Origin of the sequence: Ensifer sp., assembly GCF_031989085.1 — a bacterium.
Lineage (GTDB): Bacteria > Pseudomonadota > Alphaproteobacteria > Rhizobiales > Rhizobiaceae > Ensifer.
In genome coordinates this window covers 70,221-85,969 of sequence record NZ_DALZXU010000010.1, presented here as the reverse complement: position 1 = coordinate 85,969, position 15,749 = coordinate 70,221, and the positions used below count along the sequence as shown (strand labels likewise).

The following is a 15,749-nucleotide window of genomic DNA, read 5'->3' as shown; positions in this document are numbered from 1 at the left end:
GATTGAACCTCAGCCTAATCTACGAAACGGCTCTGTCAGTATGATCGCGAGAGCGATCCTTCAGTCCTTCGACGGCCTTGCGGCAGAGTTCGGCGAAAATCGCCTGTTCCCCGGGTGTCATGACGGATGCCACCAGTTGGGCTGCCCCACGACGCTGGAGGGCGGCCCTTTCCATGAAAGCGCCCCCTTGAGCGCTTAGTCGGGTTTCCTGGGCTCGGCGGTCAGTGTCTTGCGACGATTGCTCGATGAGGTCTAGATCCTTGAGAACGCGCAACGCCTTTGAAAGCTGGGTGCGAGACACACCCAATCGTTCGCTCATCGTCGACGGACGCAAAGCGCCCTCCAGGCGCAGGAGTTCCAGAACGTCATATTGTCCCCACGACACAGCTTCAGGGGTGAAGCGGTGTCGTCGCGCAACCAATTCACACTGTAGAACGGACAGTGCAAGTTCGAGATCTGTTGAGCCAATAGTTTCCATAGGGAAACTATGTGTGTCACCATGCGAACATTTCAAGCCCTTTCAGACACAAGGAAATGCAGTATCCGACACTAAATTGTCTTGGTCCTTCTCAAATGAAGAACGGATAGGTCGAATCGCCGGCACCTTTCGGTGTTCAAAGAGCGACGGCCTGGATTGGCAACATGGCCATTGGGATGGTGGCTAGCAGTCTCGTCCGAGGCACTCCATCGCGCGCCTGCACCGCGACGCCAAGAAGGATAGTTGCATAGTGATCGGCGAGGGCCTGAGCGTCTGCCTCCGGCTTCAGCTCTCCTTCTGCGATCGCCCGCTCCAGACGCTTGAGCAACAATGCGGACCTGCCCCGGCGATACTCGGCCAAAAACTCCCGCACATCCTCGTTCTCTGCCGCACAATTGGTTGCCGCTGACACGATCATACAGCCTTGCGGCCGGCCCTTTCGTGTGCAGTTTTCAATTGCCTCGCGCAGGCTCCGCTCGATGGCTCGTGTTGCTGTCTTCTCTTCCGCCATGGCCCGAACGGCGAAGCCGCCTTCTTCGGCATCGTAGAGCGCAACCGCCTCCTGGAACAACTCCCGCTTCGACCCAAAGGCGGCATAGATTCGTGCGGAGGCGATCCCCAGCTTTTCCACCAGATCGGCCATCGACACGCCCTCATAGCCCCGCGACCAAAAGGCATCGCGCGCCTTTGCCAGTGCAACGTCGCGATCAAACTCTCGCGGTCTCCCCGCCATCACGCCCTCCATTCCTGAACGATCAACAAATAATTCGCTTGACACTTCAATGCAAGCTTACATTATTTGTTAATCGACAAAGAATTGTCGTAAAGGAGATAAACATGACCGCATCGCACTACGACGGCGCAACACCGGCAACAGGCATAGACGGGCGAAGAGCCGCGGCACTCGCGCTGCTCGCCTTCGCCCAGCTCATCTATTCAATCGACATCAATATCGTCTTTGTCGCCCTGCCCGAGATTGGTGCTGGACTGGGCTTTTCGGGCCAGACCCTGCAATGGGTCGTCAGCGCATACATGGTGTTTTGCGGAGGGTTCCTGCTTTTCGGCGGAAGGGCCGTGGACCTGATCGGCCAGAGGCGCATATTCATCTTCGCGCTGTGGCTCTATGCGCTGTCATCGCTCGCCGGCGGACTGGCCTGGTCGCCAGAGATTATCGTGGCAGCGCGTGCGATACAGGGCATCGGAGCGGCGTTCCTGTTCCCAGCCACGCTCTCGCTGATCAACCGTTTGTTTGCCGAAGGACCCGAACGCAACCGAGCGCTGGCCGTCTGGGGTGGAGCAGGCGCAAGCGGGCTGAGCATTGGCGCGTTGGCAGGTGGCTTCCTGACCGCGACCTGGGGCTGGCCCGCCGTCTTCTACGTCAATGTGCCGCTGGCCGGTCTCGCGATCATCGCGGCCTTTCTGCTGATCCCGCGCGATCCAAAGCAGCATCAGAAGCGAAGCTTCGATCTGCCGGGCGCGCTCACGGTCACGGTCGGCGCTACTCTGCTCGTGTTCGCCCTGGTTGAAGGACCCGAGATCGGCTGGGAGGCTGCAAGTGTCCTGTGGGCACTTATCCTGTCAGCGATCTTTCTGATCGCCTTCGGGATCATTGAGGCCCGCAGTTCCGACCCTTTGATGCCTCTCCGGCTGTTCAGGAACCGCAACCTCGTCACCGGGATGATCATTACCTTCCTCTTCATGGGAACATTCGGCGCAATCCCCTACTTCCTAACGGTGCTCTTCCAGAATGTGCAAGGGCTGACCGCGCTGCAGACTGGTTTCGCGTTCCTTGTGCCATCGATCACCATTTTGACCGGCACGCAGATCGGTGAGCGTATGGCGACCCGGCTTTCCATCCGCACGACATTGATCATCGGCATGGTCGTTGGTGCGATCGGCACTGCACTGCTGGCGCCCGGCGCGGCGGCCGACAGCGGTTATCTTGCCATCGTGCCGGGTTTGATCATTTCTGGTGTTGGTCAGGGAGTTGTCTGGACAGGCATGTGGATCGCGGCCGCATCCGGTGTGCGTCACGACGAACAAGGCATTGCATCAGGCATGGCCTCGACGACGCTGAGCGTCGGCAACGCAATCGGCCTTGCAGTGCTGCTTGCCATCGCCAACCGGCACACCGACGGCCTGGAAGGGGACGCCCTGCGAACCGCCGTTGCCGAGGGCACGCAACTTGCGTTCCTGCTTGCCGCCGCCGGTATCCTCGTGAGCCTCGTCGCGGTCTTGGCCCTGCCTCCAAAGAACAAAAACCCCGCAGAATGAGTGGGTCGCAAAGTCATGCGGCTACGTCCAGTACCTGTTACTGATCGTCAATGAGGAGCGCCGATCCCAATGGGGTCGCGCACTTCCGGCACCTCTCATCCAGAGGAATGAAGGAGCCGAAGAACATTTCCTCCGACGGCCCGACATCGTCTGGATCTGCCTGCTGGGACTCATGGCAGGTCACCTATCGGGGTCAGTTCCAGACGGCTGGGCAGTTCGCCCGGATGACGGCCTCAACAACAAGGACGCCGAGCTGATACTGCAAGCCTGAGGCGATCTCGGGAGAGAAAAGCGATAAGCACGTCTCTAGCGACTTCGCGCTGACACCGGCTATTACTGAGTCAATCGCCCTCACTTCGCGAGAGTGCGATCCCAGTATTCCTCCACCAGCCTCGTTGCCAAGCGAGCTGTTGAGACGTAACCGCAATTCGGCATCGGCGGCGTTCCTTGAAAGGTCCGAGGCAGTGAGCCAACCCAATGCCACTGTCCCGCGTCGGGTCCGGCCGTCTCTTTCCGCACCCGGCCGATACAGCCGACGCCGTCAAACCCGAGCCAATCGGGATCGGCCGGCGGGTCGTTCTTATCAAGCCCGGTGCGGCGCCAGCGGTAGCGGGGTGGTAGGACATTCCTTTAATTACATCCGTCGGAATACGGTTTGCGCCCAAGTTCGTCGCAAATCGTTTGCCACGACGCTGGGCCCATTCCTCTTATTCGTAATAGGACGGTCATGGGAACGTTCCTTAGGTCCTCGATCGTGTGATATCCATGTCGGTGGAGCTCGGCGATTAGCCGGGGCCTCAACTTCAAATCGGAAAGCTTCGTGATCATTCGTGCATAAAAGCAGGCTGCGTCCGCGCGTCAATGGCACGATTTTGCAAGTTTGGAGGTGAGACCAACGTCCTCGCAACAAGAAAAGGCTTGGGTGTTAAGGCGGGGCACCAGTACGCAAGCTGCGGCAATCGCATCGACAGCCTCCTCGCGCTTCGGGTCACACTGGGCAAGTAACTCTAACGCCTTGAGCGGAATCGAACCGACGGCACTTTTGGGGGACGATTGACCGCGTCAGCATAGTGGAAATGAGCGTACCAGGCGCCGGCAGCGTAGCCGCCGGAGCCCGTTCGCGCGCGGCTTGACCGGTTAAAAGGGTCGCCGCAGGAGGTTCAGCATAGCGCCGTCCAGAGGACGAGAACCGGGACCGACTACCCCCGGCAAGCCGCTCCGCTTAAGTAAGGGATCGCAACCAGACCAACCTGGCCACCTTGCCCTCACTTCCCAGCTCTGACCAACGACCGTGCGATGTCGATGATGTCGTCGCGGGCAGCTGTCGGATCGTCCTTGGACCAGGCGACACCAAGCCCGATGCGAAAGTCGACGCCCCTCACCTTTCGAAGTTCAAAATTGCGATTGGGCAGATCCAGCGTCCATTCCGGTGCAAAGCCAATGCCAAGGCCGGCTGAAACCAGCGACACCAGCGAGAACGTGTCGTCGCAGGTATAGGCGACGCTCTTCGACAGATCGTGCTCCTCGAACTTCTCCGCAAAATATCGCTCGGTATAGGAGAGGTTCTGGCGCGAGAACGAGATGATCTTCTCGCCCTTCAGATCCTCGATGTCGATCTCGCTGCGGGCAAGCAGCGGGCTCTTCTTCTCCACTGCCAACAGGTAGCGTTCATGGGCAATCGAGAAGAACCGGAGAGAGCCGATGTTTTCGACCGGGCGGATGAAGCCGAGATTGATCTGGCCGTTTTCCAGCCCGCGGATGATGTCGTTGGTCGAGCCGCTGGAGATGTGCAGTTCGATATCAGGATACTTGCGACCAATGCGCGCCAGGAACGCCGGCAGCACGCCGATGGTTGCCGGATAGGCCGTGCCGATCCGGATCTTCCTCACCGCCTTGCCGGCAACCGAGCGCACCATCTCCGCAGACAGATCGACGTCGCCAAGGATCCGGATACAGCGATCATAGAAAACCGCCCCTGCCCTCGTCAGCTCCACCCGCCGTGTCGAGCGGATGAACAGCTGCACGCCTAGTTCCTTCTCCAGCGACTGGATCTGACAACTCAAGGCCGGCTGGGCGATATGCACCCGGGCCGCAGCTCGACCGAAGTGCAGCTCCTCGGCAACCGCCACGAAGTAGCTCAACTGGCGAAGTTCCATGGCAACGCTCCATTGGTCGTGGGGTCGGGCAACTCACGATTATCTGAATTTAAGATAGCTGAAAATCAGATATAGATGAAGACCCCATCTTGAACAAGGTGGGCATCGTGGCCAAAACGCTTGGAACGCCGAGGCATAAGGCGCTAATCGCCCTGTTAATTGAAAAGCGTGAGGCCGCAGGCCTGACGCAAACGGAACTCGCTGCCAAACTGGGCGAATATCAGTCGTTCGTCGCCCGCCTCGAAAGTGGCCAACGCCGGGTGGATGTCGTAGAGCTTCTCGAAATCGCAGCGATACTCCGGTTCAACCCCAACGAGGCTCTCGACCGGCTTTCTGCGTTGGAGTGTTGAGCGAAACGATCGCAACCGTTCCGCTCGATACATTATGCGATCCTCTTGGCCCAAAGAGTGAACATGCAATCGCAACGGCCACTATTTGGCCAAAGCGAACCAACGACTTGTCCGCTTATGGCGACCCATTGATCGAACTTCCATACACCTGGCGAAGCATAGATCGAAACGCCCATGCCGATACTCATCGATGAGACCAAGATCGGTCAGTCATCGCGCCCGCCGTGGGCCGGGAAGCTTCAATCTCCTCACCGAGCCAAGCCTACCGCCCGCGCACCACCGCCCCAAGGTCGTTCTCGACGAGCGTGACGTTGGTCCGACGGACTTCGCGTGCGCGACATGAGCGGAACAACTGGCATCCGCACGCCGACGCTGCAATAATTCAGCTTCATCGAGGGAGGCAATGATGCGGAAGAGTGCGCCGGATTTCAGCCTTGAGGGCAAGGTGACTTTGGTGACGGGCGCCAGCCGTGGCATTGGACATGCTTGCGCACTGGCCTGTGCTGCAGCAGCGCTCATCGTTGCGCCCGCGCTTTTTATTACCGTGGCCTGCGCGTTGGCGCCACCTTCCGGCGCCGTTTCGACGATACGACCTATAGCACATTCGACGACCTGGCGGGGTGGGAAACGCTCGGTGCGCGGTGCTCAAAATGCGAGCGCGAAGGCTGGCTCGATTGCTATGAGCGCGCGCGTCGGTTTCAGGCAAGGCCCATCTTTCCAGTCTCACAAGCCGCCTGCGTCGCCTGCGGCCGTGGCTTTCCTATCGGCGATCATGACTGAGCGTTGGGAGCGCTAGGTTCAGCCCGCGAACGGATAAACTGCGGGCAGAAATTCGCAAAGAACTAGGTTCAGAATTTGCGACGTACAAGGAGAAAAGTTTGTCGATGGCCTTTTCCAGGCGGTTCTCCATAAACGTGTCCGTTTGCATATGTATAGCCGATCTCGACCAGCCCTTGTTCGGCCAACCGCTTGCAAGCCCTTCGCGTTGCCTCTTCGGCGGCACGATCGACGCGGCCATCGAGCTCGCCATAGATATCGGCGGCTAGGTGAACGACGGGTTCCCATTCATCGGCAACGGAAGCCAGAATGCGCCGCATGGTGTTTCCGTGCCCTTTGCTCATGTTTTGAGCATATACCACCGGAACCGCAAACCAGCGATAGACTATGTCGATCGATCCTCAAGCCAGTTCGCAGAGAGCATGAGGCCCGGCGCTGGGAAGACATGAGCTAGTTCAACCCAACGCTCGCGACGGTGATCGGTGCTTACGACGCCTGCGATGAGCCGGCCGGCAGGTCGTGCAGTTCCTGATAAGACAGACGCGAGGCGGCGGCAGGGCCGGCCCACGCGCGCCGCTCAAGCGGCGGCGCGGGCGCTCTCCTCGATGTCGCCGGCGTTCTCTTCGGCGCCGGGCTGCAGGCGGTGCAGGAAGGTGACGGCGCGTTCGGCATGGGCCGCCATCTGGAACACAAGCCGCTTGTCGTTCTTCAGGGATTTGAGCCACCAGGCGATGTAGGCGACGTGATCGTCGCGCGGCTCGATTGCAAGGCCGAGGTCAGCCGCAAGGAACACACTTCCGAGCTCCGCCAACAATTCCTCTTTGGCATAGCCTTCATCGCCCCATTTCTCACGGCCGAGATTGCGGTCGAGACGGGTGGCGCTCATTGTCCAATGGATTGCCTCGTGTCCGAGGGTGGTCGCGTGTGCCTCGGCAGAGACGAAGGCGTCGAATGGCGGCATCTGGATGAAATCGCCGGCCGGATGATAGAACGCTTTGTTGCCGCCGTGGCGGATGTCGGCGCCAAGATTGGCGAAGAACCGATCGGCCGTTTCGATCCGCTCCTTGCCGCTCTCCGGCGCTGCCGATGGCGTCGCATAGTAGTGTTCGGGCAATCCGTCGATCTGGTCGGCGTTGAAGACGCTGTATCCCTTCATGAACGGGATCCGGCGCTCGATCTCCTCGCCCGCGTCGTCGGTTTCCTTTCGCTCGATGGCGTTGGCGTAGACGACAAGGGTGGACTTCTCACCCTTGCGCACCTGCGCGCCGAGTTCGGTCGCCTGTCGATAGGTCATCCAGTAGCGCGATGAATAGCCTTGCTCTGCAGCGGTCATCCAGAGAAGCACGGTATTAATGCCGCGATAGGCAATGCCGTTGTGGCGGAGCGGTCGCACTGGCGTGCCGCCGGCACCCCAAGGCTGCATCCATGGCCGCGTCCCGGCCTCCAGCTGCTCGACGATGCGGTTTGTGATGCGCTCATAGACATCACTGACTGTGGTAGTGGTTGCTGCAGCTGGTGCCTTCTTGGCCATTGTCCTGCCCTTTCCCTTGATCTCGCGAAGCGGGAGCCCTTCGCTCCTGCTTTCGAGTTCGCGCGGAGCAGCGGGGGATTGGGGGACAAGTGCGTTCGCGGGGAACCGGCTGCACTTAACGCGACGCAGTGGCGTGGAGGAAGCTGGGCGGAAGGTACTTGCAGGGGCGAAGGGGGCAGAGCCCCCTCGGCCCCTCGTGTTCGCAACAAAAGGGCGGCTCAAGCCGCGCTGTTGTTATTGATCGTAACCGGAATCCGCGGAGACGGCCGGAGGCTGGCTCAGTGCCGCAGGCATAGAGCGCGGCCGCCTTGCGGAACGCCCGTACAACGAGACCAATGCTCGATTGCGAGCCCGTGCCGAATCGATGGCGAATCGCCACGTTCCGATCACCGCACTACGTGTAACCGTGTAACTCTTATGTAACGGTGCTGGAGAAGTATTGTTGCCGGGCCGCCTGCTCAACTCAAGGATCCCGCCTTTATGATAACGCCCCGGGCCGTAGCGTTTACCCTTATATCCGCCGTTCTTCTAACTTCTTGTGCCACTACCGACAACGATGAGCCTGTCCGTAATGGCGAAAAGAAAGCCGCCACCCGCGCAGCAATATCCATTGCCGAAGCAAGGATTATCGAAAGCGAGTGCCCTACTTTGCAGTTAAATCACCAAAAGCACCTGGGCGTGGCAGTTCTATACCCTGTGCTTGCGCAACCCAGATACAAAGCAAGCTTCGCAAACCATATCGATCTGGATGCAGTTATCGCCGAAACAATGTCGTACAAAGACTCTGTTGGACTACGCGGCGCTTCGCAAGAAAAATGGTGCCAATTTGGCGCAGACCAAATGAGGAAGGAGACAGATGCAGGTCAGTTTCTTATCCGACGGCCTGCAGGCTCCAAGTCACCAGTGCTGCGTAAAACAGGCGCGTATTCGTTGCTTTGAGGTGGCGAAGGCTGACGGGTGAGCGAGACGGTCTTCATTCATCGCTCTGGCGTCCTTCGCGCGGTGGGCCGAAAAGGCCCCGGCCGGAGCCGGGGCTTCCCTTGGATCAGCTCCAGGGGATGACGGCCATGAGGTCTTCATCGTCCTGGCCTGGGTACCTGCCGAGGTTGGCGTTGAGCTTGCCATAGCCCGTGTTGACGGAGAGGCTATAGTACTTGCCGCCCTCCTGGTTGGTCTTCTCCCAGATGCCACCGATATCGATGTTTCGGCCGCGGGGGCTCTTGGCGAAGAGGCGGAAGGCGGGGGCTTTTTCGTTGGTGCTTTCGTAGGCCTCGCCGGTGATGTCGAGGTCGAAGGCCACGGAGGCGATATTGCCGGTGATTTTCTTGCCGTTGAAGCGGATGAAGTTGACGAGGTCGGTCATTGCGGGGTTTCCTTTGTTTCGCGTTGCCGATGGTCACGAAAAAACGGACGGACAGAGGATCGGGCGCACCCGGAGGGCCGCAGCAGCGCGGAGGGCCGAAACCGGGGCGATTTTGGCGCGCGAGGAGAACTGCAGGTTTGGGGAAAATCGTTCCGGGCGAAGGTTGCGACCGATACGGCCGGCCGTAGTGATCCATTGTCTGAGGCAACGCGACACACGGTATGATCCGGTGCGCGGCGATCTCGGGCTTTAACCGCCTCGAGCATGCAAACGTTGGCGGTCGTTGCCATCCCTTGGCCGGGCCGCATGCCCAGAGGGTAATGACGGTAACGCCTCCATGACCCCCTCCCCCACGATGCCTTCGTCGGCTCGCGGTCGCGACGTCGACATGGGCGGCGTCTGGGACAAGACGGCTGGCTTGAGCACGACAAAATTGCACCCGAACCTCCCGAGGCGCGTTGGTGTGAATCCACCAGTCGACCGGCTCGATTCACTGACTGCAAGACCGCGATGACAGTTTGATGCAAATTGCGACGATTGATGTGATCGGAGCACAGACCGTGTCGGCTGCTCTGCCTTGTCGGCAGGATTAAAGCTGGGACCTGGCGCCGACTACACACAGCGTGTTCGCGAAAAACTACGGTGATTCCTACAATAGCCAATAGAGCCCGTTTTGGCCTAGCCTCGCATCAGGAGGAGACGCTCATGGGAAAATTCCTTCCATCACCGACCTTGCAGATAGCGAGCTGCGCGAAGTCTGCCTGGTGGCAGTATTCTTGCTTGCCCAGGCAAACTGGGCCAACGGTTCTGATGACGATATGTGGCGAGACGTCCTCGACGAGGCGTATCGGCGTGGTTGGACGGACAGGCGCGTCTCGGTTGAAACCATCGCCTTAAATTAGGTCCGGCTTGCAGAATGGAGGCATTGCCCTACCCTCCCTGGCAGGAGGACCCTGAATGGCCGATGTCACACCCCCAAAGCGTCCACAGAACTACCCCGATCGCCAGCTCGACTGCGAGGAAGCGATGGAGGCCGCATTTCAGGCGGTTGTCGAGCGCGCCGCTGCGGCCGGATGGAGTAGCCAAGAGACCGCACTCGGTCTGATCGGGCTGGTGCAGGCGCACATCCATTCAATGCGCGAGAACGAGAAAACCGAACTGGCCATCGCGCGGGCAAGGGGACCACGGGTGCTGCATTGACACGCTCAATGCCGATGATCCCAAAATCTTGGTGTTGACTCTCCGCCTCAATGAGAACATTTGTAGAACGAACCCATTGAGAAGGCCTGCAGAATGAGCGACGAAGCTGGCGCCAGTAAGAAGCCTGAAGGCGGCATAGTCGAGCATCTCTGCGAGCATCCGGGCTGCACAACGTGGGGAAGCCTCGGCTTTGCCCACGGGCGGGCACCGCCAAATTGGTACTGCTTCGAACACAAGATCGAGTGGCCTCCGGTCAAGAGATCCTAAATCCACCGGCGATGCGGCCGCCAACACAAAACCGAACAGACCAACGCTCCGGGAAGGCACCCCGGACAAGGAGAAGTCATGTCCGCCGCTCAACAAACCATCCTCGACGAGGCAGAGCAAACTGTCGACGAATTCGCTGCCGCCCTCGGCTGGCACAATGGCGACGCCGAGGCCACCATCAGGACGCTGCTTGCCGACTGCAAGGACCTTCGCGAACAATTGGCCCTGGCGGAAATTTCGATGAGCCTTGGCTTTACGCGCGGATGGCGCCCGCGGCGGGAACCGGCCGTGAATGGAAGCGAAAACACTTCAGGTTGACGTCATGCCGGAACAGAATGGTCTAACCCGTCGTCAACGCATGCACACCCTTAGCAAAGCCGAGGAAACCCGCCAAATCGTCAGGATTGACTGCATGTATTGTCGCATCACACGCCGCTACCGCTGCAGCGACCTCCTGAAGCTCTGCGGCGACGTGCCGATCGACGAAATCGCGCCCCATTTTCGGTGCGACGTGTGCAAACTCAAGGACTATCTGAGGGCGCAATTCGAGTTGCCATATGGCGCTGACACTGGGAAGCTCGCCATCCGGAAGCTGGTGAAGATCAAGGTGGTTCATAAGCCAGTGTGGAAAGACGATTTCTACTGAAGGTGAGCAACTACGATGTGCAATCTCTATAATTTGACCACGAACCAGCAAGCCATTCGCGATTTCATCTCAATCACGCACGATCTAGCCGGCAACCTCGAGCCGTCCGTCGACATCTATCCCGATCGCTTCGCGCCTATCATTCGCAACAACGAGGACCGGCGCGAACTCGCTATGGTGCGTTGGGGGATGCCTTCATCCAGCAAAGCGCAACTCGACGCAGCCACGAAGCGCGCCGATAAACTTCGCGCCAAGGGCAAGGAAGTCGATTTCGATGCGCTGTTGAAGATGGAGCCCGACGGCGGCACCACGAACGTCCGCAACACCTCGAGCAAGCACTGGAAGCGTTGGCTGGAAGTCGGGAACCGCTGTGTCGTTCCGGTCACCCGTTTCGCCGAACCGGACCCAGCGAGCAAGGTCGAGGGCGGACGCACGCCCAATGCGTGGTTCGCGAGCACCGGCGATGACCCTTTGATGTTCTTTGCCGGCATCTGGGTGAAAGACTGGACCAGTGTTCGCAAGGTCAAGGATGGGCTCGTCACAATTGATCTCTTTGCCTTCCTGACGACGGAACCCAACCGCATCGTTTCTCCTGTGCATCAAAAGGCGATGCCCGTGCTCCTGACGTCAAAGGACGAGGTGCAAACTTGGCTGACCGCTCCCTGGTCGGAAGCCTATGCCCTCCAGCGCCCCCTGCCCGACGACAAGCTCAGGATCGTCCAACCGGCGGAAAATCTTGCCGTGGCCTAACGTCTCGCCTCGGTCGCGCCGAAAGTGTGTGCAAGACTTCGATAGCGAAGGAGTGTGGCCATGCCCGATGATGAAAATATTGTCCGCTTCGACAAGCCGATTCAAGTCATTGAATTCAATGATGACTATGAAAACAGCCTAGGCTCGACGCCTCCCAGCCCCGTGGCCTTCGATGAACTTCCTCATTTGGTCCAGCAGGCCATCAACGAGCGGGAGGACCGGAGCGGGTTTGGGGCATTTCGCGCGAACGCCCTCTTGCTACCCGATTGTCACCCGAGCGGATTCATTTACGTCGCCGTCAATCCAGCGGCAAAGATTGCGTGCTGCTTCTACACGGATCGCCGGCTTATGAGCAAAATCCATCCTCATCTGATTGATAGTACGATCGGTCCAGTTTGGATCGAACCCGATGAAACCAGAGATCAAGGTGAGGAGTTCGACGAAGTGCTTGCTGCCAAGCAGTTCTTTAAAATCTTGAACGATATCGAGGGCAATGACTGAAGAACCCAAGCCCCTATACAGATGGGTGCTTACCTGGCCGGGTGAGATCGACCATGACTTCGTTGGCTATGATGGTGAGCAGCTCGTGGGCAGGATTTACCGCGTCGACTACTCGCCCCTAAACGGAAGATGGAAATGGCAGGTCGGTCGCATCCCGGGAGTGCGGGAAAACGTCATGCCCCATAATGGGTGGGCAGATACCGCTCGCCAAGCTGCGGCGAAGACCGAACAAAACTATCTTCAAACGATGGACCGGAACCAGGCTTTTATAGGCGGCCGCAAATAGCGGGGTCGCATGGCCGTGGCGACGTGTCTACCCACAGATCTGCGGGTTGAGGGCACGAATGACCTGCTTCATATAAGCCCCAGTTTTCAAATGTGGAGTGCTGAACATGGGCAAGTCGATGACCGAGACCGCGATGGCTCTATCCATAGAAATTGGCGAGCGTATTAGAATGCTCCGCCAGATGCGGGGGCTATCACAGGAGAAAGTCGCGACAGCGCTTGGCGTTACCTTCCAGCAGATTCAGAAATATGAGCGGGGTAGCAACCGTATCTCAGTCCCGACTTTGATCCAGCTGTGCGAGGTTTTAGGGGCCCATCCAATGGAGATCATTGGTGACGTTCGTGCCGCCGACACCGAGCGCCCGAATGTTATTCTACAGCGACTTCAACTTGCTGAAGACAAGCTCTCCAGGATGCAAAAAATCATCGCTGAGCGTTGAAGCGCCATCTTTAGTAAACGGTGCTATTTTTTGAGCTCAAACACATCGACGTTATCCGCAAGCTCGCGCATGCCCTTGAACGAAGGGTGCCGCAGCTTTCCGTCGCTGGTGATCTCTGTATAGGTGATCTCGGCGACGAAGGCCGGTTCGCAGAACACGGCGTTCTTGCGCTTGACGGAAACGGGCGGCGCCTTCGCCGGCATGGCAGACAGCTGCTTGCGGAGATCCCGCGCCATCTTGTCGGTAAAGCCGGTGCCTACGCCCCCGACGTAGACCAGGTCGTTTCCCTGTCTCGCCGCCAGCAATAGCCGCGAGATAGCACCGGGCACTTTTGTCGAAGGCTCATACCCCACCACAACAAAACCGTCGCTCTGTGTGCATTTCAGCTTCAGCCAGTCACCTATCCGCCCGGATCGATACGGCGCCTGTCGATTTTTCGCGATGATACCCTCAAGGCCGATCTTGCAGGCCTGCGCCAGAACGGCCGCGCCCTCGCCTTCGATCTCTTCCGACAGCCGGATCACGGCGCTCGATTGATCGATCGCAGTTTCGAGGAGATGCCGGCGCTCGTGTTGCTCCATGCCGCGCAGATCGTGGCCGTCGAAGTAGAGAAGGTCAAAGGCATAGAATTGAGCCTCACCGGCAACGCGCTTGCCGCCCCGGCCACCGAGTGCCGCCTGTAGCATCCCGAAGTTCGAGCGGCCCGCGTCGTCGAGAACAACAGCCTCGCCATCGAGGATCATGGTAGTCGGGCCGAGCGCCTTTGCCGCGGCCTCGATCGCCGGAAAACGGTGGGTCCAGTCATGGCCGCCGCGCGTGATGATCCGCACGCCGCTCGGCTCGATATTCACCTCGAGGCGATAGCCATCCCACTTCATCTCGAATGCCCAATCGCCGGGCGGCACGTTCTTGGCAAGCAGTGCGAGACACGGCTCGACGCGATCAGGCATCGGATCGAAAGGCAAACGGGGCCGATCGGGGTCGCGCGGCTTGCGCGCCTGCCCGCGCAACACCGCGTCTTCATCGAGGAGCAAATGTTTCCGGCGCTTTGCTTTCGGAGGTGATTTAGCCATTCCTCATTAAAGGCACAGCGGAGTTAATGAGTCACGCTGGAACCTTTTGCTCAAAAACAGATTGAAGTGATCCAGCAGCCCTCGACGAAGCGCTGCAGTCACCCCCTACACATCGAGGCCACCGCCATGCGCCACGAAGACACCAGAGAACAGTACAGCAAGGTAGTTCGCGGTTGGAACACTCGGTATGACCTGGAAGAGTTCATCCGGGCACACGGGCTCCAGCCACTTTTCGCACGTGACCTGTTTAGCAAATTTGGACCCTATAAAGTCGACCTTGACCGCAAGGTCGAAGAACTCAGAACGGCTGGCCAATCGAACTCCGGGCATTAATCCCATGCTTGGAACAATCTGTCGGGCCGACAGTTCATCTATGCACCCACCGGTAACCAGGCGGTCGTTCTTCCCAATCCGACGGCCGCCTGGAATTAACTTCCTCCCGGGTAATCGTTGCCCCACCCCCCATTAGGTATATACTTCTCTCATCGCTGGACGTTTCACGGGCTCTGGTGACTGGAAGATTTTCGTGCTTTCGCCCTAGTAGAAGGAGGACGCGATGAGTCTCAGCCACCACCGCGACGCAATTTTCCCCGAACAGATGACTGAGGTCGCCGACATCTTCAGCGAGCTGCTTCAGCAGCGCGGGCTCTCCCGCTCCAGCGAAGAGGCCGAACTGTTAGCAGCACGGCTCCTCAGCCTTTACCAGAGTGGCATTCACGATCGGGAACCCCTCAGGCAAATGGCCGGCTTTATCTAAGTCTAACGCCCGACGTCGAGGGCCACAAAACATTCACTCGGCACAATCGAGGCTTTTCCATTCGGTGTGATTAGTACATTATCCGCCGCCGAGAGGAGGGCATGATGACCTACGATTGGGAAGGTGCACGCAGGAGGCGGTTCCGACACGCGAGGATATGGCTGCTGCTAGCGCTTTTCGCGTGGCTCGCGGCCATCGCGCTGACATCCTGAGACGAAAAAGCGGCCTCCCATTGACGATGAGTGTGCGTAAGGAAGGCCGCAAGTAAGGTCATCGAGCATCCAGTATATGCCTGAGTCGGCTGGATGTCACATTACACCTTGCCGATGATGACAAACACGATGGGTCGGATCGCTTCAGCGAAGCGGACGCCGATCCCCATGAGCTTCCACCGCTTCACATCATCGGTGACGGGCTTCATTTCGGCCACGTCAGCACCGATCGACGTCACCGACGCCTCGACGTCGCCGACCCGGTCGACCAACTGATCCATCCGACTATGGACGCCGGCGCGGCTGGCAGCCGCCTTGTCCTCTGCTCGCGTCGCGCCGTCTTCCAGTCGCTTGATCGAGTCCTGCAGGCCTCGCATGCCCGCCACCAACTCGCCGAGTTGCCGATGCACTGACGCATCAATATCTGCAGGTGCCATCTAGCGCCCTTCCCCGTGCCTCACGCATTCCGCGTTCCTCCAGACGCCGCCGGCGCAGAGGCCGACCACAGTTCGGTCTATCTTACGTTGATCTGCCGGCGTCGCCCCTCGCGCGCCAACCAGGTCAGTGCCGACCACCCGCCGCAGGCCGTCGACATTTGCTGGCGCCGAAGTCCCACAAGCCGTCAGGGCAAGTGTCAAATTGTTCTGCCTTTCAATTGCATGGGTGACGGAGCGGGCGCCGTCCGCGCG

The 15,749-nt window shown here is 59.1% G+C and carries 19 protein-coding genes and 1 pseudogene; 11 read left to right on the top strand and 9 right to left on the bottom strand.

Going from position 1 to position 15,749, the window contains the following annotated elements:
* Positions 1-19: 19 nt before the first annotated feature.
* A complete protein-coding gene (locus RTP54_RS31125; protein WP_409517223.1) occupies positions 20-478 on the bottom strand; it encodes a MarR family winged helix-turn-helix transcriptional regulator in 459 nt (152 codons plus the stop codon).
* 136 nt (positions 479-614) lie between these two features.
* Complete coding sequence (locus RTP54_RS27825) at positions 615-1,211, bottom strand: helix-turn-helix domain-containing protein (protein ID WP_312367055.1); 597 nt, start codon at positions 1,209-1,211, stop codon at positions 615-617.
* A 104-nt stretch (positions 1,212-1,315) separates the two neighbouring features.
* Here RTP54_RS27825 and RTP54_RS27820 point away from each other — a divergent pair, with 104 nt between their 5' ends.
* On the top strand, positions 1,316-2,752 hold the full coding sequence (locus tag RTP54_RS27820) for an MFS transporter (RefSeq protein WP_312367053.1): 1,437 nt from the start codon (positions 1,316-1,318) through the stop codon (positions 2,750-2,752).
* Between the two features lie 1,265 nt (positions 2,753-4,017).
* Here the strand turns inward: RTP54_RS27820 and RTP54_RS27815 are convergent.
* Positions 4,018-4,908 (bottom strand): LysR family transcriptional regulator, encoded by an 891-nt coding sequence (locus tag RTP54_RS27815; RefSeq protein ID WP_312367052.1) that lies wholly within the window; start codon positions 4,906-4,908, stop codon positions 4,018-4,020.
* A 107-nt stretch (positions 4,909-5,015) separates the two neighbouring features.
* Here RTP54_RS27815 and RTP54_RS27810 point away from each other — a divergent pair, with 107 nt between their 5' ends.
* A complete protein-coding gene (locus RTP54_RS27810) occupies positions 5,016-5,258 on the top strand; it encodes a multiprotein-bridging factor 1 family protein (protein WP_409517226.1) in 243 nt (80 codons plus the stop codon).
* A 406-nt stretch (positions 5,259-5,664) separates the two neighbouring features.
* Positions 5,665-5,773: pseudogene (locus tag RTP54_RS27805) on the top strand (3-oxoacyl-ACP reductase); the annotation flags it as partial.
* A 333-nt stretch (positions 5,774-6,106) separates the two neighbouring features.
* On the opposite strand, the gene RTP54_RS27800 reads toward RTP54_RS27805, so the two are convergent.
* Both RTP54_RS27800 and RTP54_RS27795 read right to left on the bottom strand, forming a co-directional pair.
* Positions 6,107-6,355 carry a hypothetical protein gene (locus tag RTP54_RS27800; protein ID WP_312367050.1) on the bottom strand — a complete coding sequence of 83 codons (249 nt, stop codon included), beginning with the start codon at positions 6,353-6,355 and terminating at the stop codon, positions 6,107-6,109.
* A 257-nt stretch (positions 6,356-6,612) separates the two neighbouring features.
* Positions 6,613-7,566: an ArdC family protein gene (locus tag RTP54_RS27795; protein ID WP_312367049.1), complete on the bottom strand. Its 954-nt coding sequence runs from the start codon at positions 7,564-7,566 to the stop codon at positions 6,613-6,615.
* A 480-nt stretch (positions 7,567-8,046) separates the two neighbouring features.
* On the opposite strand from RTP54_RS27795, the gene RTP54_RS27790 reads away from it, so the two are divergent.
* Entirely contained in the window at positions 8,047-8,505 is a 459-nt protein-coding gene (locus RTP54_RS27790) for a hypothetical protein (protein ID WP_312367048.1), read from the top strand.
* A 106-nt stretch (positions 8,506-8,611) separates the two neighbouring features.
* On the opposite strand, the gene RTP54_RS27785 is transcribed toward RTP54_RS27790, so the two are convergent.
* Positions 8,612-8,929: a DUF736 family protein gene (locus RTP54_RS27785; RefSeq protein WP_312367047.1), complete on the bottom strand. Its 318-nt coding sequence runs from the start codon at positions 8,927-8,929 to the stop codon at positions 8,612-8,614.
* A 957-nt stretch (positions 8,930-9,886) separates the two neighbouring features.
* Between RTP54_RS27785 and RTP54_RS27780 the strand changes: the two genes are divergently transcribed.
* The 6 genes from RTP54_RS27780 to RTP54_RS27755 all read left to right on the top strand — a co-directional run bounded on the left by RTP54_RS27780 (position 9,887) and on the right by RTP54_RS27755 (position 13,018).
* A complete protein-coding gene (locus tag RTP54_RS27780) occupies positions 9,887-10,129 on the top strand; it encodes a hypothetical protein (RefSeq protein WP_312367046.1) in 243 nt (80 codons plus the stop codon).
* A gap of 345 nt (positions 10,130-10,474) precedes the next feature.
* Complete coding sequence (locus tag RTP54_RS27775) at positions 10,475-10,714, top strand: hypothetical protein (RefSeq protein ID WP_312367045.1); 240 nt, start codon at positions 10,475-10,477, stop codon at positions 10,712-10,714.
* Positions 10,689-11,042: a hypothetical protein gene (locus RTP54_RS27770; protein ID WP_312367044.1), complete on the top strand. Its 354-nt coding sequence runs from the start codon at positions 10,689-10,691 to the stop codon at positions 11,040-11,042. The genes RTP54_RS27775 and RTP54_RS27770 overlap by 26 nt, the downstream gene beginning before the upstream one ends.
* A gap of 15 nt (positions 11,043-11,057) precedes the next feature.
* Positions 11,058-11,792 (top strand): SOS response-associated peptidase, encoded by a 735-nt coding sequence (locus RTP54_RS27765; protein WP_312367043.1) that lies wholly within the window; start codon positions 11,058-11,060, stop codon positions 11,790-11,792.
* Positions 11,793-11,852: 60 nt separating this feature from the next.
* Complete coding sequence (locus tag RTP54_RS27760) at positions 11,853-12,293, top strand: hypothetical protein (protein ID WP_312367041.1); 441 nt, start codon at positions 11,853-11,855, stop codon at positions 12,291-12,293.
* A 392-nt stretch (positions 12,294-12,685) separates the two neighbouring features.
* Positions 12,686-13,018, top strand: a complete 333-nt coding sequence (locus RTP54_RS27755) for a helix-turn-helix transcriptional regulator (RefSeq protein ID WP_312367039.1) — start codon at positions 12,686-12,688, stop codon at positions 13,016-13,018.
* A 23-nt stretch (positions 13,019-13,041) separates the two neighbouring features.
* Here RTP54_RS27755 and ligD read toward each other — a convergent pair whose 3' ends face one another.
* Positions 13,042-14,091 carry a non-homologous end-joining DNA ligase gene (ligD, locus tag RTP54_RS27750; protein ID WP_312367038.1) on the bottom strand — a complete coding sequence of 350 codons (1,050 nt, stop codon included), beginning with the start codon at positions 14,089-14,091 and terminating at the stop codon, positions 13,042-13,044.
* 556 nt (positions 14,092-14,647) lie between these two features.
* Here ligD and RTP54_RS27745 point away from each other — a divergent pair.
* The gene (locus RTP54_RS27745; protein WP_312367037.1) at positions 14,648-14,848 is read left to right on the top strand and encodes a hypothetical protein; all 201 of its coding nucleotides are present in this window, start codon (positions 14,648-14,650) and stop codon (positions 14,846-14,848) included.
* A 313-nt stretch (positions 14,849-15,161) separates the two neighbouring features.
* Here RTP54_RS27745 and RTP54_RS27740 read toward each other — a convergent pair whose 3' ends face one another.
* Complete coding sequence (locus RTP54_RS27740; RefSeq protein WP_312367035.1) at positions 15,162-15,497, bottom strand: DUF1515 family protein; 336 nt, start codon at positions 15,495-15,497, stop codon at positions 15,162-15,164.
* Positions 15,498-15,716 carry a hypothetical protein gene (locus tag RTP54_RS27735; RefSeq protein ID WP_312367157.1) on the bottom strand — a complete coding sequence of 73 codons (219 nt, stop codon included), beginning with the start codon at positions 15,714-15,716 and terminating at the stop codon, positions 15,498-15,500.
* Positions 15,717-15,749 lie beyond the last annotated feature (33 nt).